Raw genomic sequence first — 23,946 nt, forward strand, 5'->3', positions numbered from 1 at the left:
CAAAACAGCCTTATTCCCATGATTGAAATTCATCAATAGCGTTACGAATTAAGGAAGTTATTTGAGCGCGACGGGTTTCAAAGTTGGCGGCGATATAAATCAAGAGGATACCAACTAGCAAGCCAACAATCCATTTTAAAAAAGAGTACTGCAAACTGAAAATTACCGATTGATAGATAGTAGTAATTAAAAAAGTGGCTGTACCAATGTAAAGAAAAGCTCGGACTCGTAAAGCTAATCCGGCAAAAATGGCGATGAGACTGAAAATTCCGGGTATCCAAGCTGTGTCTTGATTAAATAAAATTGCCCACCCACAAATTAAACCACTACCTAGCACTCTCAGAATATGACGAGCAACTTTATACTCTGGTAGCCTCAGTTGGGTATCTACTTGAGCAATATAAAGCAGTGATAAGCCAATTGGTGTTACATACCACAAAGCATCAGTTAGGCGTAAGGAATCAAACCAACGGAAAAGTGCCCAATCAATCAACGCTACACTGATATATGTAAAACGGATGTTTTCACCAACTTTTGCCAGGAAGATGTAAAATCCAGCTACGAGTACCAGGGTAATCGGGTAAGTTTGCAGTCTGGTTTCCCATAAAATTATCAGCGGTGTGATGTAAGCAGCAAGCTGCCAAGGTCTTTTTGACCAACCCCAACTTTCCCAAGGCAGAATGTATAGAAAATAGGCTACCACACAGGCGATCGCACCATTCCAAGGAACTAATGGCCCAGCCCAAAATTTTCCTACTGCTGTCTCGCGCCAATAAACCCTCATACCGGCTACCTCTAATAAGCCAAGGTAAACCCACATCTCGGCGATTGTGATTCCTCCGAAGATACGGGGGGAAGTCTGCAAATTTCGTCCCTGAAAGATGGCATAACGAATCAAAAATACCCCCGTTCCCAATCCCACCAAACGGTTCACTCCAATGGGAAGAGGAATGGCAGCCATTAATAAACAGCTACTCCAAGCCCAGTGAATATGGGCAATTCCTTTCAATTCTTGAGGAGTTAAGCGTAAGTAGCTAACAAGCCAAGGCGACAAAATGCGGTAAGCATACATGATACTGGCACCAAGGGCAGACATGGCAATCAATCCATCACCTAATGCTCCTCCTGAAGCTTGCAACATTTGATAGAACAAAAGTTCATAAGCAGAAATTGATACGCCAATAATTCCTAAGTAGAGCAGGGGTTTAAAGCTCTCGCGCCGTCGCCCCACGCCAATGATAATTAAAGCTACACCCAAGGAATACAAACCAGTCCACTCGGTGAAGGTATTCAAACGTAGCAATACACTGAATGCGCCATAAATTAATGGCAAAATGTGAAAACTGCTAGGAAGCCTTTCTAATTGATGTCGTCGCCGCCACCACTCTCCTAAAAGTTGAGCAATTAAGCCTAATGCGATATTTGCGATCGCTATCCTAACAATTGATCGTTCCCCAAATCCCAACACCTGAGCAGTCAACAATTCCAAAGACCAACCGATGCCATAAAATGCCCAATTGGTCGGTTCACGCCAACTGCGATAAACAATGGCTGCCAAAGCGATCGCAGTAGCAATTAAGTACAAAAATCCTGAAGTAGTAAACCCTCGGTAAATCAGTACTGAATACAGTGTCAAACCAAACAACTCAAAACCACACAAGGCGATCGCCCATTTATCACTTGCGGCTGCATAAATAACTCCTAATTCGTTACCGCGTCGGCTCAAAATAGTCCGTGCTAACCATAGACTTAGGGTTGCGATCGCTCCTACAACAAACCAACCAGCAAGGGCGAGGCGAGGTAAACCAGGCACACCCGTCCATAGCAGCGCCCCAATGAAACTCAGAGCAAATCCTTCTGTAATTACCGCAGATGTCTGGTTTCGCAAATAGCGCGTATTTGCAAACATCAATCCTGCACCGACAGCCAAACCGATTAATCGAGTTCCTGGTAGCTGTAAAGTAAGTAATTGGGCAACTGCCACAGCCAAGACACTTAAGTAACGGCTAGGAATCTGCCGCTCGATAATTGTCCGATTGGCAACACCTGTGAGAGCTAAAGGCGTAACTAGCCATAAGACTCCCCAATGAGCTTGGCTATCAGGTATGCCATACCAAGATGATTCTGCATTTATCCACAATAAGAAAAAACTAGCGGCGGCTAACCCTAAACCGATATCCCATGCACTACGTCGCCATAGTCCATCGCTCAGGCTAAATCCCCATTCTGCAACCATCAGAGCTAATAAAATACTTGCCCAGGCTTGATTAGTTAGGGTTGGTAACAGCCAATTAATGGTAGAGCAAAATGTCAGCACCCCGATGATGTGAGTTAGATACACCAGGGGAAGAGAGGGGGAAGAATTAATGGAGTGGCGTTTGGTGACGAATGCGAGAGTGGCGGTAGAAAATAGCAGATTTAGCGATCGCAATGTGGGGTTTACTAAAGCGATCGTTGTTAAAAAAGTTCCAAATAAGAGGGTGAGGAGTTCGCCAAATTTAGCTAATTCTCGATTTTGCCTGCGATAGAGGCTATCTGTGAGCGCCACCATCAAAACTACGTAGGGAAATAAAGCGATACCCAGTAACGCCCAAGGTTCATTTTGAGAATTGGTGAGTTGAGTACCAGTTGCGATCGCTAATTGCTGGAAGCTATCAGGTACTAATCGCCAACCTAGCCAAATCGTCTGTAAGCCAATGACGAAAACTGCTGCGAAGTCTACCTTTAAACTGTAGCGCCACAAGCGACTTCCCACAAACCACAAACCCAAACCGCTTACAGCGATCGCTTGCCAAGGATAATTAACTACCGAAACCAGCCAACCCAGAAAGATTAAAATGCCACCAAGTTTTTCCCAGAGTAAGAGGGATGAGGGGGATGGGGGAGATGAGGGAGATGAAGAGGATATTAATGTTACTGCCCTCTCCCATCCCTGCTGTACCAACCAAGTCACTAACCAACCACAAATACCAATAGCTAACCCCAACTGGGTAACATTTACCCCAGCAACAAAAATTGCCCGTACTAGCAGAACTATCAAAGCATAAATAATTACAGCAGCAGACAAAGTAATATTTAAGCTCCTGCCATCGCTTCCATCTTGCCTGCTGACAGTATTCGGCTGTTGGTAAACATTGTGATAGACGGTAATAATAGTTGTGCCGATCATTGCCACATAAACGGCAATCAAGGGAAATCCTCTTAATTGCCAACCCCAATGCAGATAACTCAGCCCCAAAATATTTACTAAAGGTAATTTGCCAGTATGTAAATTGGCAAAAATAGTCCGATTTTTGGAGAGTAAAACAGTTATAGCAGTGAGAGTAGGCGAAGCGATCGCAACTACAATCCAATCTAAAGGATTTTGCCACAACCGAAAGCTATCCATCGCCCAAAAATTTACTGGCACTAACAAAAGCGTGACAATCAGCAAAGTTTGCGCCGTCAATCTGAGGTTATTTTGCCTAGCCGCCCAAAAGCTTAACCCCCAAAAAGTCAAAGTATAAGCAAATAAAACTCCATACTGTCCAGAAGCGGGAAACCTCTCCCACTGACTTGCAGCCAGTACCCCAGAAGATATCACTACCAGAAATACCCCTAGAAAAAGCAGCCAACGGACACTAAGTTCTGCCCCCAAGGACTGCAACATTGTGCTGATAAAGTTGGGTTGAGCTGCTTTTGGTTGCGGTTGTCTACGGCTACTAGATTGTAAAGCTGCTGTAGGCAACTGCTGTACGGGGTCGTAAGTTGCAAATACTACCTTGTTTTTAGCTTTAGCTTGTGCTTGCAACACCACCGGACACACCAAAAACTCTCGGCATAGCTGCCTAACTTGAGTATCGGATATCAAACCTAAGCGCAGCCATATATCTAATCCTTCTAATAACTGAGGATGGGAGGATGGCAGTGTGATTTCAAATTTTAGTGGGCGCTCAAGGGGCGATGACATAAGCGGCGGCAGTATAACTATATACTTAATTGTGATTTTAATTAAAGTATATTTTGGCTCTAATTATGCCACTTATTCGACGAATTGATATTAATTTTTAATCTACAAGGGATATTCAAATACCAACTGTCTGCTTTTAGGTTCCACTTTGTAGTCCCTCAACCGCTAGATCCCGGATTTATCACCACACCTCTTAAAGCCTGTGCAAGTACCGGGGAGAAGTAATAAGTAATAAGTAATAAGTAATGAGTAAGAAGTTTTTACTCATAACTCATAACTCATAACTCATTACTCATAACTCATTACTTCTCTTCTGCTCCATCAAACGCCCTGAGCTTGTGAGAAATACGGCTAGATGTGCCCGTATCCTTATTTTAGTTAGGTTTTGTTATTTTCCAGAGATAGTTGTTTACCTGCTGTAACTTTGAGTTATAAACTTTTTCAACTCCAGCCTTCAAGAAGTCAGACGGCTCGTACAAGAACAAAAATATGTCACTAAAGCCATTAGTAATCTCTGGTAACTGATTTTTTCCTACGATTTGAAATCGTACTTTTGGATCAACTAAGTAACCAAGTATTTGTATTGGTGGAAGTAAGTTATTATCATCACTAATTAAAAGCGGTTTATTGGCTTGACTAACAATGTTAGCAATTTTAGGATATTCTTGATATTTTTCAGGAAATTGGTTCCACCAAATCTTTGCCTGAGAGTGAATTGTACAAGAGATAATTCCGCCCATAATTACCATAAATGCTACAAATGACCAGAGCTTTTTTTGCCAAGCTTTAGTATAAATAGACGTGATCTTAGTGGTAAGTAAGTAAGCAACAGCTAACTGTATACCTAAAACGGAAGGAAGTGTATATCTACTAGTAGCGTATCGCTTTTGAAAGACGAAATCCGTTATCAATAGGGGAACCCCTAATGCTCCAATCAAAGTTAAGACAAATAACCAAACTTCTTTAGAGGTTCTTCTACAGAGAAAATAAATTGAATAGCTCATTAGAGCTAAAATAATTAAAATAAAAGGAATTAAGAGGAGCTTAATTTTTCCTGGATCGCTAGGGCTAATACCTAAATCAAGAAACGTGCGACTAAAGATACCAGCCCACCTTGCAGTTGATGTAAATAATGTTTGTTTAGCATTCGTCCAAGCTACTGCTTCTTCATGAGGGATGGTAATAATAATCCAAATCCAAGGTACAAAAGTTATAAACCCCGCAAGCGATGCTAGCAGGTAATAAATTAATGTTTTGCTCAATCGGAAACGTTCGATTGCAACTACATAAATTCCCTGTGCGAAAGCAACCAAACTAAAAAATAGATGAGTATAAAATCCTAGTGGTAATGTTGCTGCATAAATTAACCAACTAACCTTTGTTTTAAGGCGCATGGCTCGCAGCAGTGCTGCGCTTGATAATAAGATGGCTACTATCCCTAAACTGTATGCTCGTGCTTCTTGTGCATAAACTACATGAATAGGTGAAATAGCTACTAATCCGATGGCTATCCACCCTACTAGTGAAGACTCAAATAATTCTAGACATAGCCAATAAAGACAAGGAAAGGTGAACAGACTAATAAATACTGAAAAACTTCTAATCACTGCTACAGAATTGCCAAACAATTCTACCCAAAACCGGGCCATCAAAATGTATAGCGGCAAAATTTGTGAGTCTTCTATAATAATCCCTTTGATTGTATCAATTGTATTTTTTCCAGAATTAGGATACTGATACTTACGTAAATCTTCTATGTTGAGCAAACGACCATTATTTAATTGCTCCTTCATTTCTGACTGCATATAGCCAGATGTGCGTAATGAGGAGAAAATCTCATCACCCCAATAAAGTTTTTGATCAAGATTAACGAAGCGAAAAAATACACCTATTACTAATAGGATAATTACTATAAGACGTAACCAAGATTTAGGAATAATCCAGTTCTGTGGCGATTGCTTTTTCATGTATTTTTCAATTTCCTCAAAGCCTTAATAAACGTGGGCAAAATGTTATTATTATCGCTAGATTCGATTGATTCTTAACATACATATATTTTAGTTCCAATGCTACTATCAGAAGTATTGCAAGGGCTAAAACTATTTTATTTTTATGCCATTTAACCGCCAGACTCAGTTTGAGATTAACTCAGAAGTTACAAATGAATATTACCTACTGTGTAAACTAAAATCACTAAGTTAAAAAACCTCTATCTATAATTTATAAAAGTTTATCCAGCAATTTTTAATAGACTGTTGGTAATGCTAAAAGTAAATTTCTTACTATGTCTACAGAATGAGTTAGAAGGATTTTACAGCTTTTAGCAAAATAATCCCATAATACATGCAATTGTTTATTTTTCATCCTATAGTATAAATTAATCAAGACATGAAATACTTGTGTTAAAAATAAAAATATTTCATAAAGTTTATATGAAAGTACTGTAAGTACGTATGTAAGTAGCGAAGATTCCCAATTTCCGCACAGTTTGAAGGTGAGTAATGGGCTATCCGGGACTGGGGACTGGGGAAGAAAATACGAGTAAGATTCGGTTGGGATCTGAATCCCCTTCAAATTTTCCCAATCCCCAGTCCCCGATTCAAGAATTTCTTGATGTAGCAATTGATTAGTTCAATTTATGGATCAGAACGAACAACGAATTCTTCATTCATGGGTAGTGAATGCCAAACCGTGGACACGTATAGTTCGTGACAAGCTTCTTGAGAGCCGTGTTCTTGTCACAGATAGAGCGATTGTAGAAGCTGTAGTTGATTTTGAACCGAGAACGTTCTTGGATATCGGGTGTGGTGAAGGGTGGTTATGCCGTGAACTCTGGTATCGCGGGTTTAATGGCTGGGGAGTTGATGCCATTAGCAATCTAATCGAATCAGCACGGTACATGGGCGATATCCGCTTTGTTGTATCTTCCTATTCGGATCTTCCGTCACAGAGATTTGGCAGTATTAACCAGTTCTCCTGCTTCATCTGCAACTTTTCCATTCTTGGGGAACGTGCTCTTGGTGAGATCGCTGAGGCAGGTCAGAGTATGTTGGAGTCTAAGGGCAAAATAATTATTCAAACACTTCATCCTCATCTTGTTTGTGGTGATTCTCCATATAAGAGTGGGTGGCGCGAAACTTCCTGGACAGGAGTCGGAGATGGGTCATGTCATCCTGCTCCCTGGTACTTTAGAACAGTTGAATCATGGATTGCTGAGTTCCATCTCAGGAACTACCAATTACTAAAGTTACTGGAGCCGTCTCACCCCATAAGCAAAAAACCAGCCTCAATTATATTTATCTTTGAACGACAGTGATTTTGAAAAAGGCAGAAGGCAGGAAAATCCGATCAGTGAGAGGTTGTAGAAGGTGAAGCGTTCAGCAGCAAATTACCAACCATCTTGAAGAACAAAGCCGAGAAGTTGGAAGCAGTACCAGCGCTTTCATCAGCTACAGAGTGGTAAACCAGGCTACGAAAAGATTTCACAGCCAGGTTTACCTATTCTGACGTTTGGAATGTGATTCACCCTTGTTGTTTTCCGGGCATAATTTTACCGATATAGTTGGTCAAAAGTTGGTATATTTGGTACTATTTTACCTAACATAAATTTTATGCAAGAAACCTCTTAAACGCCTTTTTCATGAAAAGAAGACAAATTTTTGGCTTTCTGGGTGTAGCGGTTGCTGGCTTGCTGCTAGCAATTGGTTTACCATTATTTACTCCTTCTGCTGTAATAGCACAGTCGAACACCAGCATACTTGTGTCCGCAGCCGCCAGTTTAAAAGATGCACTAGAAGAAATTAAGCCTTTGTACCAACAAAGTAAATCAAATATCAATATTACTTATAACTTTGGGGCTTCTGGTGCTTTGCAGCAACAGATTGAGCAAGGTGCACCAGCGGATATCTTTATTTCTGCTGCTAAAAGACAAGTGGATGCTTTGGAAGAAAAAGGACTATTGCTACCAGGTAGCCGTACTAACCTGGCCAATAACCGTCTAGTCTTGATTGTGGCTGAGGATGTTGTTGGCATTAGTAGCTTCTACAATTTAACAGATAGTAAGATTAGAAAAATTGCGATCGGTGAACCCAGAAGTGTGCCGGCCGGTCAATATGGGGAGCAAGTCTTAAAGAAATTAAACCTTTACGATCGGGTTAAGTCAAAATTGGTCTTTGCTAACAATGTGCGTCAAGTTTTAGCAGCTGTAGAAAGTGGTAATGCCGAAGCGGGTTTAGTTTATGCCACTGATGCCAGGATTTCCAACAAAGTAAAAGTAGTAGTCGCTGCGGATGATAAGTTTCACTCACCAATTGTCTATCCGCTAGCAATAATTAAAAGTAGCAAAAATACTTCTGCCGCCAAGGAATTTGTCCAGTTTCTATCTGATAGTCAAGCTAAAAATGTACTCAAAAAATATGGGTTTATTGTGCGTTAAAGGAATCAAAAAATGAGATTCATGAGATTAATGTCTGTTTAAAAAGCTTGTAAACACTAAGCTTTATAACTTTTGGTTGATGAGGTTAGCAAGTAATCGGACGAAAATTTTCCTAGACTTTCAAAAATATCAGGGAAAAAGTATGTCCAGGATCAAAATTACTAACTTGCAACCTAAAACTCAAGTTGAACAATGGGAACTATCTGAGACAGATATAACCGCAGTTATGGGAGGACTTGAAGTTAAACTTCTCGGTAATAGCATTGTAGATGCGACATTCGGGGGTTTTAGGTTGACGCTTTAAATTTGGCAGCTGTACTAAAAAAAGCCCCAAAGCTTTTATCGCCTCGTTCCCAGCCTCTGGGCTGGGAATGTCTTCTAAGAGGCTTTGCCTCTGGCCACTGGAGGCGGCAGCTAGGAGGACTACATTTTAAGTTAGTACCGATTCGGGCTGAAGTCCCAAGTCTTGTTAATTTAGGTCTAAGAAGCTGCGGACTGTAATTTTTCTAGTCGTGCCAGGACTTCTGAACTGTGAATCGTTGGGTTGACTTTGACAAAAGTCTCGCGCAAGACACCTTGAGGATCGATGATAAAACTGTGGCGCATAGATAAAAAGCCAAGCCACGAACCATAAGCTTTACTCACTGAACCATCAGTGTCAGCCAACAGAGGAAATTTTAGTCCCTCTGAATCACAAAATTTGGCGTGAGAATCGATGTCGTCAGCACTTACGCCAATAATTTGGGTATTTTTTTCGAGGTATTGGGGTAAGTCTTGCTGAAAACGACGAGCCTCTATAGTACAACCAGAGGTGAAGTCTTTAGGATAAAAGTAGAGGACTAACCACTTACCGCGTAAATCAGAGAGGGATATTTTGCCATCACCTGTATTAGTTGGCAAAGTAAACTCTGGTGCAGGTTGATTAACTGCTGGAAGTTTACCACCAAGAGCATTAGCAACAGGGGTAAAATTCAGCCAGCTGATGACAGAAATACAGCTGGCAAATAATATGCTTAAAAAAGTGCGGCGGGAAATCATGGTGCAAACCAAAATCACAACTTTACACAAGTTTACAATTCTTGGTTGCGAGAAATCTTATTCTGAGTGAGATTCGGGAGGGGTATCTGTGCTTTCGATGTATTGACTATCTAGGAGAAAGGCCCCTTTGGCAAAGCGAATACCCCAATATCCACCGGGTCTACGGTCAATGACTATACCCTCTTCGCCAATGTGAATTACATTGGGTGGGCGCAGCATGGGCATAGGTTCAGCAGTTTTGACGTAGGTTGGTAGTGCCACAACACGGACTTTACTACCAATTGCGAATTCTTTGGACATTTTAATCAAGCTAGGAGTTTTGATTAACTCATAACTCAAAACTATCTTGAAAGTCTACTAAATTGGGCAGGGGAATAAACCCGTATTTCTCACAAGCTTCAGGTGTTTGATGGAGCAGAGGGGCGGAGGGGAAAGAACTTGGTATTTGAACTCTCCCCTGCACCCCTGCACAAGCGCAGGCTTTGAGAGGTGTGGTGAGAAATCCGGGATAAATAGGGAAAGGGAAAGGGGATGAAGTTTTTCCCCTTTCCCATCTTCTGCAAGAAGTCTGTTAATTTTTGACTATGGCAAACAATGTCTGGACATCAGTTAAGGGTAAGTGCCAGAGTAATTCTGGTTGCCAAGTATCTGGGTCAAAGTGGGAGTGACAACCGCGTTGGTATGCTTGCCAAAGTCTGTCCCAGGTAAATTGTTGTTGATAATTTAAATTTTTATGGATAACTCGTAACAGTCCTAACCCCAGCAACAAGTTAGTTATGCTAAATTTGGTTCCTAATAAAAATGCTTGTACTTCTGCTTCACCAATGAAGTCTGTACTATAGCCTGTGAGGACATGAACCCCGTCATGCAGTTGTTTACGGCGGCTACCTGTAGTGAAGGGTTTTAAATTATGTTCATTGAGGAAGTCTGCCCAAGTTCTGCCAAAAGTGCCAGTTGGGAGGACAGACAATTTCGCTATTTCCACAATTTGGGGAACATCTCGCCCCTGTGCTTCAGTAATGCGATCGAGTAAATCTAAAACCTGTTGCAGACGAGGAGCGGGATTTGAGGAAGCGGCAAAGGATTGCATCATAATCTATCTTGGTATGAGATGGGCTGCACTGCCCACCCCAGAATTATTAACTATTTTTGAAAGATGATTATTGAGGATTGCCTTGTTGACGGCGGGAAGGAGCGTTTTGACGGAATTGCTCTAGTTTTTGGCGCTGTTCTGGGGTGAAGACTGCTTGAATCTGTTGTTTTTCAGACTCGCGGATTTGTCGCATTTGGGTTTTCTGTGCTTCAGTCAGATTTAATTCAGCAAAACCACCCTTTCCTCGACGTTGACCGGGTTGCCGTTGACCTTGACCTTGGCCTGCTTGCCGTTGAGCCTGACGTGCTTGTTTCGCCGCCTCTAACTTGGCTTTTTGTTCTGGGGTCAAAACTGCTTCAAATTTGGCGCGGCTATCGCGGCGAATTGCCTGGATTTGGGTTTTTTGGGCATCTGTTAGACCCAATTCTTTCCAAGGGCCCCTTTGTTTTTGTGGAGTTTGTGCGAGTTGCAGGGATAAAGGAGAGGCTGTTTGGGCGTTAACAGCAAATGAGGTTGCAGTTAAAGTTAGAGCGATCGCTCCAGCTACTAGCGATAATGCTTTGAGTTTCATTACTTTTCTTGTGGGTTTTTCCTGGTTGGATGCCACCATCATAAGAATTTATCTTCAGTAGTTACATGAGGAGAAAGTCATGGATCTACCCGTGACTTTAGTCATGATTGAATTTTGACAAAGATGATTGACAATAAATAGTTAGGAGTTAGGAGTTAGGAGTTAGGAATAATGAAGATTTTGATTATGATTAATTTATCAAGTCATTATTTAGCTTATTAATTAATGGGTTTCATCTGGCAATTACTCTTAATTACTCATTCTGCGAAAAGCTAAAGTGGGTTCCACTGCTGCTCAACTCTTCAGAACTCCTAACTTATAACTTATAACTTATAACTCCTAACTTATAACTCCTAACTCCTAACTTATAATTTATAACTGGAGCAACGCGATTAATGAGTCCTCCCATTCAAATTAAAAAACACCCTTTTCCATCTCTGCTTTATCTAGAGTGGACACTACTGGCAATTACTGCTTTGATAGCAGTTATACCACCTCCATTACGGCGTTCTCGTCCTAGACTTCAAGAACTATCAATTTGTGGTGTATTTCCAGACTTGTCAGTTTGTAGCATCTTGCCAGAACTGTCAATTTATAGTCTGATTGCTTTTGCATTAATGGGCTTAAGATTACCCAGGAATAGCCAGATAGCTAAGATTATTTACACAGTAATTGAAATTTTGTTAATTTTAATGATTGGGCTTTTTGGCGAGAGATTTGCACGCCTTTTCCCCTTTCTCTACATAATTTTAGTTACTCGAAGTTGCTTAATTTTTCAGTTGCCTGGGCGTTTATTTGTTACAAGTTTATCATTTACCTTGTTTTTAGTTACTACACAACTAAAATATCAGTTATTCAATTTTCAGGCATCACCACAAGCACAAGAACGCTTTCGATTTCTGAGCTTGAATTGGTCGCTGGTATTTGGCTTAAGTTTAGTTTTTGTGTTGTTGATGATGAATGCAGTGTTATCTGAACGGCACAGTCGAGAAAAGCTAGCGATCGCTAACGAAAAACTCCGTCAATATGCTCTAAGAATTGAAAATCAAGCTACCTTAGAAGAACGTAATCGTATTGCTCGTGAAATTCATGATTCATTAGGACACTCTCTAACTGCTTTAAATCTACAATTAGAAACTGCTTTAAAGTTGTGGCAATCTAACCCAGGAAAGGCTGAAACATTTCTAGCAACAGCAAAGGAATTAGGCTCAAAAGCACTAAATGATGTCCGCCAATCTGTTTCTACTATGCGTTCTAATCCTTTACAAGAACAGTCTTTAGAGCGTGCGATCGCTGGTCTTTTAGAAAGTTTTCATCGCTCCAATGGCATTTTACCATTTTATCAAATAAACATTGAAGATTCTTTACCACCTGAAATTAATACCGCTATTTATCGAATTACTCAAGAATCTTTGACTAATATATCTAAATATGCTTATGCAACTAAAGTTGAATTGGAACTCACTACAACAAGAGGGAATTTGCAATTGATAATTCAAGATAATGGTAGAGGTTTTGATGTCAGGCAAAATACTACTGGTTTTGGGCTTCATAGTATGCGCGATCGCACTTTAGCAATTGGAGGTGAGTTTAATATTAATAGCGCTCTTGGTTCTGGTTGCAAAATTACAGTTGATATTCCCTTAACGAGGTTGACATGATGATTAAAGTGTTGCTGGTAGATGACCAAAGTTTAATTCGTCAAGGATTAAGAGCTTTATTAGAATTAGAAGCAGATTTAGAGATAGTGGGGGAAGCAGAAAATGGTGAACAGGCGATTAATTTAGTTGCTGAATTTCAGCCAGATGTAATATTACTGGATATCAGAATGCCGATTATGGATGGAGTTGCAGCCACACGAGAGATTCAAAAACGTTTTGTCAAAACTAAGATTTTAGTACTGACGACTTTTGATGATGATGAATATGTATCAGCAGCGTTGCAAAATGGGGCAATGGGTTATTTATTGAAAGATACACCCTCAGAGGAATTAGCTGTTGCGATTCGTGCAGTTCATAAAGGATATACTCAATTAGGCCCAGGTATAGTTAAAAAGCTGTTGACTCAGTTTTCTAATGGTACACCAACCCAGTCACCGCCTGTACCATCTAGTTTAACTGAACTTACCCCTAGAGAAAAAGAGGTTTTGCGATTAATTGCTACAGGGGCTAGTAACCGAGAAATTGCTCAGGAACTCTACATTTCTGAGGGGACGGTAAAAAATCATGTTACGAATATTTTAAACAGGTTAAATTTGCGCGATCGCACTCAAGCTGCAATTTGGGCAAATACCTATTTATCCTATTTGAATGAGCCAAGTTGAATAATTCGTAATTCGTAATTCGTAATTCGTAATTCGTAATTTTAACTTCTATAACAATTCTATTTTATTTTTGATAAAAAACAGAATTTTTATATATTAGCTGTAGTGTGTGTTAATACTGAAACTAAAGCTTTATTTTGGGACTTTCAGTGTATTGCAGAAGCCGTAAAACTACATCATATTCTGATTGTTAATGTAAGTTTTTTTTTGCACATTTATTTAAATAATTCCAAACATTCATTTTTTAAAACTCCTTTTGTGACTTTGATGTTCCTAAATGACTTAGCAATTAACTCTTCACAAGATATACTAATTTGTGATTGATTTACGCTAATTAAATCTTCAATTGAAGCACCATACACAATTTCTGACAAACCACTCCAAATACAAGCTGTTGCACACATTGGACAAGGTTCGCCAGTTGTATATATGCTATAACCTTCTAAAGAGAGGTTTTTAAGTTTTGCCGTTAAACTACGAATAACGTTGATTTCCGCATGGGCGGATGGATCGTTGTCTCTCCTCACAGTATTATGAGCTACGGCAACAACTTCGTTATCTTTAACAATCACTGCACCATAAGGCGCATCGCCTTCTTTTGCTTCTGCCAATGCTAAACGCATAAAATATTCTGGGTTCATATAAGCTGGGGTTAACATAAGGATAATGGTTAATAATATCGTATTTCTAATGTTATAACTGGGAATTAAGATGTATTAATGGTCGAATATGTTATTGAGCAGACAAGAAACAGATTTTTACTTAAAAGACCTGGAAACACCAATAGGTAGAGCGATTAATTTAACACTTGCCTCTTTGGTGCTAATATCATCAGGAATTTTTGTGGTAGAAACATATAATATTCCTGATGATATGCGGTTTCAGTTAAATGTAGCTGATATTGCGATCGTCATCATCTTCGCGGTGGAATATTCACTCCGGCTGTGGAGTGCAGAAAACAAAATTAGGTATATTTTTAGCTTTTATTCGATTATTGACTTATTAGCAATTTTACCATTTTTTCTCGGAATGGTAGATATCAGTTTTATCCGCCTACTCCGATGGTTTCGGATTTTACGACTAATCAGATTTATTGATCGGAAATTTTTATTCGCCAGTGTCAGCACCGAAGATGGAATGATTTTTGCGCGAATATTATTTACATTATTTGCAATTGTTTTTATTTACTCTGGCTTAATTTATCAAGTCGAGCATCCGGTTAATCCTCAAAATTATGGTACATTTTTGGATGCATTCTATTTTTCTGTTGTCACAATGACAACTGTGGGGTTTGGAGATGTTACTCCAATTTCGGAATTAGGGCGTTTGCTAACTGTATTGATGATTTTTACGGGAATTGCTCTGATTCCTTGGCAAATAGGGGATTTAATTAAGCGAGTTGTAAAAACTGCTAATCAGGTAGAAACAGTTTGTTCAGGTTGTGGTTTGGCTTTTCATGATCTAGATGCTGGGTTTTGTAAAAGGTGTGGGACTAAGTTACGTAATTCGTAATTCGTAATTCGTAATTCGTAATTCGTAAGGATTTTAGACATTTTAGATGGGTGGTTTATTTACGCAAAACTGTTACTAGTCGCAGATTTGATTGAGATTCGCCAGAGTTAATGGGGTTCTATGATATCCGCTAAATTACTGCAAATGAGCAACACCACATTTTGCTCACATTTGCATCACATTTATTTATCATAATTTTGCTGATCAGCTAATAGTCAATTTTGGCGCAAACAAAATGACAGCAACATCTGAAAAAATCATGCAGCCACGTGAATGGCACAATCTACCGGTACAGAAGGTAGCACAACATTTAGACGCAAATCTAGAAACAGGTTTAACTTCAGATGAGGTGGTGAAACGGCAAGAACGTTTTGGTACTAATGAACTTAAGGGTAAACGTGGAACCAGCCCAGTATTAAGATTTTTGTTGCAATTTAACCAACCGTTATTGTACATTTTGCTGATTGCGGGTGCTATCAAAGCCTTAATCGGACAGTGGGTAAATGCTGGGGTAATTTGGGGTGTAACCCTAATTAATGCCATTATCGGTTTTATTCAAGAATCAAAAGCCGAAAGTGCGATCGCAGCCTTGGCTTCTTCAGTACAAACTAATGCAACTATCCTTCGCAACGGCCAAAAGGTACAAGTTCCCTCAACGGAGTTGGTACCAGGGGATTTGGTACTACTAACTTCTGGCGATAAAGTACCAGCGGATTTGCGTCTGATCAAATCCCGAAATCTGCAAGTGAATGAATCAGCACTTACGGGTGAGTCAGTCGCTACTGAAAAAAATACACAACCATTGAGTACAGATACAGCCTTAGCTGAACGCCTCAATATGGCTTATGCTGGTAGCTTTGTCACTTTTGGTACTGGTAGTGGGATTGTGGTGGCCATTGGAGAAGCCACGGAAACCGGACGCATTTCCCAACTCATCGAGCAAGGAACGAGCCTGAAAACTCCCTTGACTCGAAAATTTGATAAATTTAGCCGCACCCTGCTGTACATCATTCTCGGCATCGCGGCGCTGACATTTGCAGTCGGGTTGGGATACGGCAATACCTGGGCAGAAATGTTTGAAGCGGCTGTTGCCTTTGCTGTGAGTGCGATTCCTGAAGGATTGCCAGCTGTAGTAACTGTGACACTAGCAATCGGGGTTTCGCGGATGGCGCGGCGACATGCGATCGTTCGGAAATTGCCAGCGGTGGAAACTCTTGGCGGTGCTACAGTCATCTGCTCTGACAAAACTGGGACGCTAACCGAAAACCAGATGACTGTACAAGCAATTTATGTCGGTGGTGAACAATATACGGCCACTGGTACGGGATATGTACCAGAAGGAGAAATTTTATTAGATGAACAGCCAATAGATTGGCGGAATCTTCCAGCTTTAGCAGAATGTCTCAAAGCCGGTTTGTTATGCAATGATTCCTATCTAGAACAAAAGGAAGGACTATGGCAGGTTTTTGGCGATCCGACAGAGGGAGCATTGATAGCTGTTGCTGATAAAGTTGGACTACATCGCAGTCACTTAGAATCCCAAATGCCCAGGCTGGATGTGATTCCATTTGAATCTGAGTTTCAATACATGGCAACTTTGCATGAAGATGGGAGTAGAGAAAATTCTTCACGAGTTAAAACTATTTACGTTAAAGGTTCGGTAGAGGCAATTCTGAAACGTTGTCAGCAGATGTTAAATGCTGAGGGAAACCTTACCCCCGTAGATGCAGAAACCATACATCAAGAAGTGGATGTGATGGCGAATCTTGGTTTGCGGGTACTAGCTTTTGCGAATAAATCTGTATCCCATGCTCAAGATTCCCTCGATCATGCAGATATCGAAAAAGATTTGGTTTTCTTGGGATTGCAAGGGATGATCGATCCGCCCAGAAGTGAGGCTATCAAGGCTGTAGAAGCCTGTCAAAATGCTGGGATTCAAGTCAAAATGATTACAGGCGATCATGCTGTAACTGCAAGAGCGATCGCTCAAAGTATGGGCTTCAATAAAAATGGTGAAGTTCTCGCTTTTACAGGCAGTGAACTGGCGCAAATGGATCAATCAGAACTGGCTACAGCCATAGAAGATGGGGCAGTATTCGCCCGTGTTGCACCAGAACAGAAACTTCGCATCGTTGAAGCCCTGCAATCTAAAGGAGAGGTTGTTGCCATGACTGGGGATGGTGTTAATGATGCACCAGCCCTGAAACAAGCAGATATTGGTATTGCAATGGGAGGCGCTGGTACGGAGGTAGCCAAAGAAGCCTCAGATATGATTTTGACTGATGATAACTTCGCCTCAATAGAAGCTGCGGTTGAGGAAGGGCGGACTGTTTATCGAAATTTGCTCAAAGCGATCGCCTTCATCCTACCCGTTAATGGTGGCGAATCGATGACGATTTTGATTAGTGTATTATTTGCCAGAGAATTGCCCATTTTATCTTTACAAGTTTTGTGGCTGAATATGGTGAATTCCATTGCCATGACAGTACCCTTAGCCTTTGAGCCAAAGTCTGAACGGGTAATGGAACAATCACCACGCAGCCCCCGCGAACCGTTACTTTCTAAAAGTTTAGTCAAACGGATTATAGCAATTTCTCTCTTTAACTGGATTTTGATTTTTGGTGTATTTGAATGGATACGACAAACTACAGGAAATATCGATTTAGCCCGAACAATGGCAATTCAGGCTTTAGTCGCCGGAAGAATTTTTTATCTTTTAAGTATTAGTCAATTAGGAACGGCTCTAGTTAATACGATTCGGGGAGTCAGACAGACATTTAGTGATGCCTCAGCAATGGGAATTGGTATCGCTACTACAATAGTTTTGCAGATTATTTTTAGTCAGTGGAACTTAATGAATAGCTTATTTTCTACTGCTCCACTGAATTTAAATCAATGGTTAATTTGCTTCCTTATAGGATTGCCAATGATTGGAGTATCAATTATAGTAAATCGTTTCGACCCTCTCAACTGATTTAAGTAAGTCGGCGCAATTAAGGCAAGAGACGCGATAAATCGCCGTCTTTACAATAATCAGTCCTTTGTAGAGACGGCGATAAATCGCGTCTTTATGATCTAGGGCGTGTCATCAAAAAACCTTATCCGAACCTATTGGGTTTACTCCCACCGACTTACTTACCGCAAATTTGCTGGCACATTCTCAGGCACTACCCATAAGTAAAGGGTTGTGGCGTTTACTCGAATCACTCGCTTTGCTTTCCAATCGCGTCTACTACTTGTGGTGGTGTTGCTACATAAGGTACGTCTGCTCGCCTTCCTTGAGATTGAATTATGATCGCAGACTCTTGTTTTTCTGCCTCGAAATTACGTTCTAAGGTGCAACCACTAACACTAAATACAGTACTAACTCCAGTAATAAATAACAACAGATATTCTTTATCAATCATGATTTTGATGTTTGTCAAAAAAGCATGAGAAAATATTTTTAGAGGATGTTTGAACAGTATTAGGCGAATAGAATAATGCCTCCGGCACGCCAAGGGCGAACGCTACTACACAAACCAAGTCCGCCTCCGTGGAAAGCGTTAAAAATCAAGGGTTTCTAACCCACGGAGGTGGGTTTTGTCTGTATAATCGCGACTTACAGTCGCCAGGGCTAGTAATAAATTAGACTTTTCAAACAACCTCTTAATTTAAAATTGCGCGTTCATTTTCCTGTCAGTGGAGGATAAATGAGCAAAATTAGCAAAGGTAACAGGGTGATGAATATATACGCCCCAATCGAACCAACTGCGATCGCAAATGTTGAGAAAGATCCGGGTAATGGATAGCACAGGAAGAGAGGCTTTGATTCTTGCTCCCCAACGCTAGTAGGGAAGGGGTTGGGGTTAGGTCTGAGAGAAAGTTGCACACGGCGTTAAAATTGTTATATTTGGTTCAGGTAATTGAAGCCACAAGTCTTAATAGAATTGAGTTAATGATTGCTAAAGTAATAGAACCTAGCAAAGCGCTCCAAAAGCCATGACGTAATCTAAAACCTGGGACAATTAAAGCCGACAATCCAAAGATGATGGCATTTAAGACAAAGAAAAATAATCCTAATGTCAGGATAATGAATGGAAAGGTAAAAAATGTCAGAATTGGCAGCAAAACAGCATTCAAAATTCCAAAAACTATGGCGGAAATTGCTGCTTTACCAAAACTATCTATTTCTATTCCCAAAAATGGCAGCCTAGCAATAATCAAAAAGCTCACAGATGTGACTAACCAAGTAATGATGAAACCTATCATAATGAACCTCCTATTTTTTAATTAACTTTCCTTTTGCTCCAAAATATTGGAAGACCTAACTTTTTTCTTTTTTGTAATGGCTGGTAATCACAACAATCAATTGCTGCTTTTGTGAAAACAGTAGAAGGATTTACCGCACATTTGAGATAACTGTTTTTTGATAAAAAATGACAATTTTGACAGGGAGAGCCATATAAATTATTTAGCTTATTAGTCTGATCAGACAGTTTGAGTTTATGAAAAAAAACTATCCCGCCCATTATTAACAATATAAAAGGAGCCAAAATCAGAGATGGTTCTGAAGCTATTATAACACTTGTATCCTCTCTATTAAGCTTCTCGCTATCACGCTTTTCTCTACTCAAACTTGCTCTAGATAGGTTTGTTTGACTTAAATTGAATAAAGAAAGATTTAGTTGGGCTGGTATATATTGTCCTAAAATTTCATTTACTGACATATTATTTACCTCTTATCCAATTTAATTATTCCTGTTATATTAGTCCTTTAGAGAAAATTGAAGATAATCGCAAATTAGTTTAGTAGCTAAACATTCCAACTGATTTATTCAATCTACAAAAAGAATGTGATCAGAAAGTGACGGTAAGGCAGTTACTACGATGATTCACGGGAGGATTCTTTTTATTTGGGCTTTGGCTCTAGCTCCTTTGCCATTTCAATTACTAATTGAGATTGTCTCAGTTTTAGCAGCTTTCTCTGTTTGTATGCGTTGTTTAGGTTGTGGTTTAAACTGCGATTGATTTTTAACTTGATAACTTATAAGTTTCCTAATATTTTCAGGAGATAAATTAAGTAATTGAGCAGTCATGACTTCTAATATATTAACTTCAGTGACTGGTAGCACAAAATTCAACTTTTTTAGAGCATTATTAGCAGTTCTAATCTCAACTAAGCTAAATCCTTGTTTTTTTTCAATTTCAGCTTTGATTGCTGTCAAATTCAGGGGGATTTTCACCTCTATTTGTTGATTACGTTTTAATTTTTTGATTTGAGGATACAATCCTAATTTTTGTGCGATCGCTACTTCGGTAAATTTTGAGTTGGGAATTTCTAGCTCTAATCTTTTTAGCATGGAATTTGCTGTCATAATTTTAACTTGAGTAAACTTATCTTCTTGGTCTATCTTTATATCAATTAGTGTAAAATTCAGCGCAAGTAAAACCTGTGGTAGTGTATCAGCTTGCAATTTATCTGGCGTTCTGTAAGATAGACTTAATAATTGCTTTGTTAGAAAATCACTACCAGCCCAAAAAGCAATTCCTACAAATAGCAAAGGCAAAGTCAATAGTAAAATTTGTGGACGTAAATCAGGCATATTTTTGAATTTATCAGTTTATAAATAATCCTAATGCCAATTCTATCTGAGGCTGCGCTTTATTCATGTAGAGGCAATAACCTGCGGTAAGCTGCTTTGCATAAGTTCTGCTAAATTTTTTTATAGTCGCGAAGCTATAGCAGGGTTTATAACTACCTATTGGCAGATATACCTTATTCCTTATGGAGAATAATCTGAAAGTTAAAATCTAAAATTAGATAGAAGACATAGAGGTAATTAACATATCTAATTTTAAAAGAGAGTTGATGATTTTATGGCAAGGCTTTACGCTAAAAAGTTTTATGCGGATTTTAATAGTAGAAGACGATTTGGAACAATTAGAACCATTACAAGGTATTCTGTCCGAGGCCGGATATATTGTAGATGCTGCGGAAGATGGGGAAATTGCACAATGGCTGATTTCACAAAAAGATTACGATCTATTAATTGTGGATTGGATGTTACCAACAATTAGTGGGTTGTCTCTGTGTCGTCAGTATCGTCTCTCTGGTAAAAATGCACCAGTATTGATGTTAACTGCTAAAGACACCACAGCCGACAAAGTTATGGGTTTAGATGCAGGAGCAGATGATTATCTAGTTAAACCTGCTGATTTGGTGGAACTCTTAGCACGAGTCCGTGCTTTGGGACGAAGAGTCCCTAATTGGCAGGGGTATAGCTTACGTATAGCAGATTTACAATTGCATTTAGCTGAATTAAGTGTAGAACGGAGTCAGGTAAAAGTAGAATTATCTCCACGTGAAGGACAATTACTAGAATACTTGATGCGCCATCCCAATCAGGTTTTAACTCGTAACCAGATTGAAGATGCTTTGTGGGAGTGTGGTATGGAACCAGAAAGTAATGCTTTAACTGTGCTAATACGCAAGTTGCGCCAGCGCTTGCAGCTATTGGGTGCAGGAGACTGGATTAGAACAGTTTATGGTATGGGTTATCGCTTAAATCCACAAGAATAAAATTAGAATTAGGCAGTAAAAACTGGGAGAGTGAGAAGAATCAGAAGATTACCAATGACTACTTATGTTTAATCGCAGCCGTCGCAATCTCGCAAGTTGGTTCACGCTAACAATGGGCAGTATTCTAATTATATTTGCGGCGGGAGTTTACTATTGGGAAGTGATAGATAAGTTGGAGGAACTAGATCGATTACTTTATAAAAAAACAAGTTTGATGGCAGCTAATGTTAAGTTGGAAGTGCATAATGGTCAGCGGCAGTTAAACTTAGAATATGTACCATTGTTGGGAAGTATGGTACAACCATTGCCGGATAGTCAACTAGTGTATGCAAGTTGGTACGATGAGCAAAAGCAACTTGTACAATTTTTTGGTACGATTCCTAGCGATCGCCTTTTAATCTCAGGTGGGTTTGATACTATCAAGACTGATAGCAAAGTCTGGCTACGTCAGGTGACGTTGCCTGTTTACCAAAATGGTTTATTAATTGGTTATTTACAGGCAGCGATGCCGATGACGGCTACTGAAAGTGCTTTAGCTGAATTCCGTATGGTTTTGGCTATCTCAGCGCCGATTACTTTAGGTGTGGTTGCCCTCACGGGTTGGTGGTTGGGAGGACTAGCAATGCAACCAATTCGCCACAATTACGATCATCTGCAAAGGTTTACAGCTGATGCTTCCCACGAATTGCGATCGCCTATGACAGCAATTATTAGCAATGCTCAATACGGCTTTTTATCTAAATCTACTGATATAGAGTTGCAACGTCAGCGCTTCCAAAAGATTTATGATATTGCTAAGTCAATGAGTGTTTTAGTAAATAATCTGCTATTTCTAGCACGTTATCAAGGTAAATTACCGACTGAATCTTTACAATTAATTGACTTAAATAATTTACTTTTACAGATAACAGATGATTATGCCAACCAACCAGATGCACAACATCTTAATTTAGTTTCCAAGCTGCCAAATAATAGTATAACTGTCCTTGGTGATGCTGACTTGCTCCGTCAAGTAGTTATAAATTTACTTAATAATTCTTGCAAATATACTCCTGCTGGTGGTCAAGTTCAATTGCAATTATTTACCCAATCACGTTGGGCTATAATCCAAATTATAGACAATGGTATTGGTATTCCTGAAGCTGATTTACCATATATTTTTGAGCGTTTCTATCGAGTGGATAAAAAGCGATCTCGTCAAACTGGAGGATTTGGTTTAGGACTAGCTATTGCCCAACAAATAATTCAAGCCCACGGTGGTAAAATTAGTATTAAGAGCGTATTCCAAAAAGGTACAACTTTACACATTGCTTTGCCTTTAAAGTAAAATTTATAAATTCTGGTTATATGGTTAAAAGAGAATGCGGTTAAAAGAGAATGCAATTAGTGGGGATTTAGGGGGATCTAAAACGTTTTGCTACCGACAAAAGGACTTTTCAAACACCCTCTAATACCGTTTCTTTGTGAAGCTGCATATAATCCCCCGATGCCTTTGGGGGACTACAGGGGGATATTATGATGTGCATCTTCATACAGAGTTGGTATAAACTCCAGAAATAAGTAACCAGGGTTAACCTTGATTTCACAAAACTCTTACATTAAGGAAATAAGCAAAATGTCAGTGAACAGAAAACTCCAAAGTACTGAAGAGGACTCCTTGCGCCCTGAAGAGTTATTCAATGAGCAATGGAAAATTTATCAGAAGTTGCTCAACGAAAATTTCATGAAACATCGTGATATTTACAATATACTGCACAACTTCCTAGTTAATTACTTTCCACAACCCTTTAATATGCTTGATTTTGGGTGTGGTGATGCCAGTTTCACTGCTCAAGCTTTATTAAATACCAACATTGCTGCCTATAAAGGTATAGACCTTTCCACGCAAGCACTAGAAATTGCTAAAAAAAACATGGACATAATTCCATGTGACTTAACTTTTATGCAAGGTGATTTTTCTCAATTAGATTCTGAATTGATTAACCTCCACATTCAGCAGGATAAATTTGATGTTATTCTCATCTCTTTTGCTCTCCACCACTTTCAACTTGAGCAAAAAGAAGATTTTATTAGTCAATTAAAACCCCTTCTCAAATCTGGTGGTGTTTTTATTCTTATTGATGTTTTTCGTAGAGAAGAAGAAGACCGAGAAACATACCTTACACGATACCGAGATAATTTAGCGAAATATTGCTCCACACTAACGGCGCAAGATTATTCAATGATTGAAAACCATATTTCTTCATGTGATTTTCCAGAAACGCAACAAACTTTATATGAGATATCTCAAAAACAAGGTTTCAATAGGTTTGAATGCCTCTACCGCGACGATAACTTTGACGCGTCACGATTATTATGCATTTACAAATAAAGCTAATTATAATCGTTAGCGGCGGTTAGTTCATGCGATCGCTTGAGTTTTCCTCTTTCAACGTCCGCTTACACATGGCAAATATGATGTAG

At 39.6% G+C, this 23,946-nt stretch carries 22 protein-coding genes; 10 read left to right on the forward strand and 12 right to left on the reverse strand.

Going from position 1 to position 23,946, the window contains the following annotated elements:
- Positions 1–10 precede the first annotated feature (10 nt).
- Both ACWATR_RS03430 and ACWATR_RS03435 read right to left on the reverse strand, forming a co-directional pair.
- On the reverse strand, positions 11–3,949 hold the full coding sequence (locus ACWATR_RS03430) for a DUF2157 domain-containing protein (protein WP_460329542.1): 3,939 nt from the start codon (positions 3,947–3,949) through the stop codon (positions 11–13).
- Between the two features lie 374 nt (positions 3,950–4,323).
- Positions 4,324–5,916, reverse strand: coding sequence for a glycosyltransferase family 39 protein (locus ACWATR_RS03435; protein ID WP_460329545.1), 1,593 nt, complete (start codon positions 5,914–5,916; stop codon positions 4,324–4,326).
- A gap of 671 nt (positions 5,917–6,587) precedes the next feature.
- Between ACWATR_RS03435 and ACWATR_RS03440 the strand changes: the two genes are divergently transcribed.
- Positions 6,588–7,265 (forward strand): class I SAM-dependent methyltransferase, encoded by a 678-nt coding sequence (locus ACWATR_RS03440; RefSeq protein WP_460329547.1) that lies wholly within the window; start codon positions 6,588–6,590, stop codon positions 7,263–7,265.
- A 32-nt stretch (positions 7,266–7,297) separates the two neighbouring features.
- Here the strand turns inward: ACWATR_RS03440 and ACWATR_RS03445 are convergent, their stop codons facing one another.
- Positions 7,298–7,435 (reverse strand): hypothetical protein, encoded by a 138-nt coding sequence (locus ACWATR_RS03445; RefSeq protein ID WP_460329549.1) that lies wholly within the window; start codon positions 7,433–7,435, stop codon positions 7,298–7,300.
- 154 nt (positions 7,436–7,589) lie between these two features.
- Here ACWATR_RS03445 and modA point away from each other — a divergent pair, with 154 nt between their 5' ends.
- Both modA and ACWATR_RS03455 read left to right on the forward strand, forming a co-directional pair.
- On the forward strand, positions 7,590–8,384 hold the full coding sequence (modA, locus tag ACWATR_RS03450; protein WP_460329551.1) for a molybdate ABC transporter substrate-binding protein: 795 nt from the start codon (positions 7,590–7,592) through the stop codon (positions 8,382–8,384).
- A gap of 142 nt (positions 8,385–8,526) precedes the next feature.
- Entirely contained in the window at positions 8,527–8,688 is a 162-nt protein-coding gene (locus tag ACWATR_RS03455; RefSeq protein ID WP_460329554.1) for a hypothetical protein, read from the forward strand.
- 176 nt (positions 8,689–8,864) lie between these two features.
- Here ACWATR_RS03455 and ACWATR_RS03460 read toward each other — a convergent pair whose 3' ends face one another.
- The 4 genes from ACWATR_RS03460 to ACWATR_RS03475 form a co-directional block, all read right to left on the reverse strand.
- Complete coding sequence (locus ACWATR_RS03460) at positions 8,865–9,422, reverse strand: peroxiredoxin (RefSeq protein WP_460329556.1); 558 nt, start codon at positions 9,420–9,422, stop codon at positions 8,865–8,867.
- Positions 9,423–9,479: 57 nt separating this feature from the next.
- Positions 9,480–9,722 (reverse strand): regulatory protein SipA, encoded by a 243-nt coding sequence (sipA, locus tag ACWATR_RS03465; RefSeq protein ID WP_460329558.1) that lies wholly within the window; start codon positions 9,720–9,722, stop codon positions 9,480–9,482.
- Between the two features lie 271 nt (positions 9,723–9,993).
- Positions 9,994–10,515, reverse strand: coding sequence for a Coq4 family protein (locus tag ACWATR_RS03470; protein ID WP_460329560.1), 522 nt, complete (start codon positions 10,513–10,515; stop codon positions 9,994–9,996).
- A gap of 67 nt (positions 10,516–10,582) precedes the next feature.
- Entirely contained in the window at positions 10,583–11,086 is a 504-nt protein-coding gene (locus ACWATR_RS03475) for a Spy/CpxP family protein refolding chaperone (protein WP_460329562.1), read from the reverse strand.
- Positions 11,087–11,481: 395 nt separating this feature from the next.
- On the opposite strand from ACWATR_RS03475, the gene ACWATR_RS03480 reads away from it, so the two are divergent.
- A complete protein-coding gene (locus ACWATR_RS03480) occupies positions 11,482–12,747 on the forward strand; it encodes a sensor histidine kinase (protein ID WP_460329564.1) in 1,266 nt (421 codons plus the stop codon).
- Positions 12,747–13,409, forward strand: a complete 663-nt coding sequence (locus ACWATR_RS03485) for a response regulator (protein WP_460340172.1) — start codon at positions 12,747–12,749, stop codon at positions 13,407–13,409. Before ACWATR_RS03480 ends, ACWATR_RS03485 begins: the two co-directional genes overlap by 1 nt.
- Before the next feature lie 215 nt (positions 13,410–13,624).
- On the opposite strand, the gene ACWATR_RS03490 is transcribed toward ACWATR_RS03485, so the two are convergent.
- Entirely contained in the window at positions 13,625–14,050 is a 426-nt protein-coding gene (locus ACWATR_RS03490) for a nucleoside deaminase (protein ID WP_460340175.1), read from the reverse strand.
- A gap of 88 nt (positions 14,051–14,138) precedes the next feature.
- Between ACWATR_RS03490 and ACWATR_RS03495 the strand changes: the two genes are divergently transcribed.
- Together ACWATR_RS03495 and ACWATR_RS03500 are read left to right on the forward strand one after the other, a co-directional pair.
- The gene (locus ACWATR_RS03495; protein WP_460329566.1) at positions 14,139–14,921 is read left to right on the forward strand and encodes an ion transporter; all 783 of its coding nucleotides are present in this window, start codon (positions 14,139–14,141) and stop codon (positions 14,919–14,921) included.
- Between the two features lie 235 nt (positions 14,922–15,156).
- Entirely contained in the window at positions 15,157–17,895 is a 2,739-nt protein-coding gene (locus ACWATR_RS03500) for a cation-translocating P-type ATPase (RefSeq protein WP_460329568.1), read from the forward strand.
- A 229-nt stretch (positions 17,896–18,124) separates the two neighbouring features.
- Here the strand turns inward: ACWATR_RS03500 and ACWATR_RS03505 are convergent, their stop codons facing one another.
- The 4 genes from ACWATR_RS03505 to ACWATR_RS03520 form a co-directional block, all read right to left on the reverse strand.
- Entirely contained in the window at positions 18,125–18,328 is a 204-nt protein-coding gene (locus ACWATR_RS03505) for a hypothetical protein (protein WP_460329570.1), read from the reverse strand.
- A 490-nt stretch (positions 18,329–18,818) separates the two neighbouring features.
- Complete coding sequence (locus ACWATR_RS03510) at positions 18,819–19,172, reverse strand: phage holin family protein (protein WP_460329572.1); 354 nt, start codon at positions 19,170–19,172, stop codon at positions 18,819–18,821.
- A 17-nt stretch (positions 19,173–19,189) separates the two neighbouring features.
- Complete coding sequence (locus tag ACWATR_RS03515) at positions 19,190–19,630, reverse strand: hypothetical protein (RefSeq protein ID WP_460329574.1); 441 nt, start codon at positions 19,628–19,630, stop codon at positions 19,190–19,192.
- A 216-nt stretch (positions 19,631–19,846) separates the two neighbouring features.
- Positions 19,847–20,506, reverse strand: a complete 660-nt coding sequence (locus ACWATR_RS03520) for a hypothetical protein (RefSeq protein ID WP_460329576.1) — start codon at positions 20,504–20,506, stop codon at positions 19,847–19,849.
- Between the two features lie 302 nt (positions 20,507–20,808).
- Here ACWATR_RS03520 and ACWATR_RS03525 point away from each other — a divergent pair, with 302 nt between their 5' ends.
- The 3 genes from ACWATR_RS03525 to ACWATR_RS03535 all read left to right on the forward strand — a co-directional run bounded on the left by ACWATR_RS03525 (position 20,809) and on the right by ACWATR_RS03535 (position 23,854).
- Positions 20,809–21,483 carry a response regulator transcription factor gene (locus ACWATR_RS03525; RefSeq protein ID WP_460329578.1) on the forward strand — a complete coding sequence of 225 codons (675 nt, stop codon included), beginning with the start codon at positions 20,809–20,811 and terminating at the stop codon, positions 21,481–21,483.
- A 64-nt stretch (positions 21,484–21,547) separates the two neighbouring features.
- Entirely contained in the window at positions 21,548–22,810 is a 1,263-nt protein-coding gene (locus ACWATR_RS03530; protein WP_460329580.1) for a sensor histidine kinase, read from the forward strand.
- Between the two features lie 288 nt (positions 22,811–23,098).
- Positions 23,099–23,854, forward strand: a complete 756-nt coding sequence (locus ACWATR_RS03535) for a class I SAM-dependent methyltransferase (protein ID WP_460329582.1) — start codon at positions 23,099–23,101, stop codon at positions 23,852–23,854.
- The last annotated feature ends 92 nt before the right edge of the window (positions 23,855–23,946 follow it).

The sequence above is a fragment of the Nostoc sp. UIC 10890 genome, from assembly GCF_054786515.1.

Coding starts and splice junctions, on each gene's coding strand:
- ACWATR_RS03435 (WP_460329545.1), bottom strand. CDS start 5,916: ATGAAAAAGCAATCGCCACAGAACTGGATTATTCCTAAATCTTGGTTA.
- modA (WP_460329551.1), top strand. CDS start 7,590: ATGAAAAGAAGACAAATTTTTGGCTTTCTGGGTGTAGCGGTTGCTGGC.
- ACWATR_RS03535 (WP_460329582.1), top strand. CDS start 23,099: ATGTCAGTGAACAGAAAACTCCAAAGTACTGAAGAGGACTCCTTGCGC.
- ACWATR_RS03495 (WP_460329566.1), top strand. CDS start 14,139: ATGTTATTGAGCAGACAAGAAACAGATTTTTACTTAAAAGACCTGGAA.
- ACWATR_RS03525 (WP_460329578.1), top strand. CDS start 20,809: ATGCGGATTTTAATAGTAGAAGACGATTTGGAACAATTAGAACCATTA.
- ACWATR_RS03500 (WP_460329568.1), top strand. CDS start 15,157: ATGACAGCAACATCTGAAAAAATCATGCAGCCACGTGAATGGCACAAT.
- ACWATR_RS03510 (WP_460329572.1), bottom strand. CDS start 19,172: ATGATAGGTTTCATCATTACTTGGTTAGTCACATCTGTGAGCTTTTTG.
- ACWATR_RS03485 (WP_460340172.1), top strand. CDS start 12,747: ATGATTAAAGTGTTGCTGGTAGATGACCAAAGTTTAATTCGTCAAGGA.
- ACWATR_RS03470 (WP_460329560.1), bottom strand. CDS start 10,515: ATGATGCAATCCTTTGCCGCTTCCTCAAATCCCGCTCCTCGTCTGCAA.
- ACWATR_RS03515 (WP_460329574.1), bottom strand. CDS start 19,630: ATGTCAGTAAATGAAATTTTAGGACAATATATACCAGCCCAACTAAAT.
- ACWATR_RS03480 (WP_460329564.1), top strand. CDS start 11,482: ATGAGTCCTCCCATTCAAATTAAAAAACACCCTTTTCCATCTCTGCTT.
- ACWATR_RS03460 (WP_460329556.1), bottom strand. CDS start 9,422: ATGATTTCCCGCCGCACTTTTTTAAGCATATTATTTGCCAGCTGTATT.
- ACWATR_RS03520 (WP_460329576.1), bottom strand. CDS start 20,506: ATGCCTGATTTACGTCCACAAATTTTACTATTGACTTTGCCTTTGCTA.
- ACWATR_RS03530 (WP_460329580.1), top strand. CDS start 21,548: ATGTTTAATCGCAGCCGTCGCAATCTCGCAAGTTGGTTCACGCTAACA.
- ACWATR_RS03455 (WP_460329554.1), top strand. CDS start 8,527: ATGTCCAGGATCAAAATTACTAACTTGCAACCTAAAACTCAAGTTGAA.
- ACWATR_RS03440 (WP_460329547.1), top strand. CDS start 6,588: ATGGATCAGAACGAACAACGAATTCTTCATTCATGGGTAGTGAATGCC.
- ACWATR_RS03490 (WP_460340175.1), bottom strand. CDS start 14,050: ATGAACCCAGAATATTTTATGCGTTTAGCATTGGCAGAAGCAAAAGAA.
- ACWATR_RS03475 (WP_460329562.1), bottom strand. CDS start 11,086: ATGAAACTCAAAGCATTATCGCTAGTAGCTGGAGCGATCGCTCTAACT.
- ACWATR_RS03505 (WP_460329570.1), bottom strand. CDS start 18,328: ATGATTGATAAAGAATATCTGTTGTTATTTATTACTGGAGTTAGTACT.
- sipA (WP_460329558.1), bottom strand. CDS start 9,722: ATGTCCAAAGAATTCGCAATTGGTAGTAAAGTCCGTGTTGTGGCACTA.
- ACWATR_RS03430 (WP_460329542.1), bottom strand. CDS start 3,949: ATGTCATCGCCCCTTGAGCGCCCACTAAAATTTGAAATCACACTGCCA.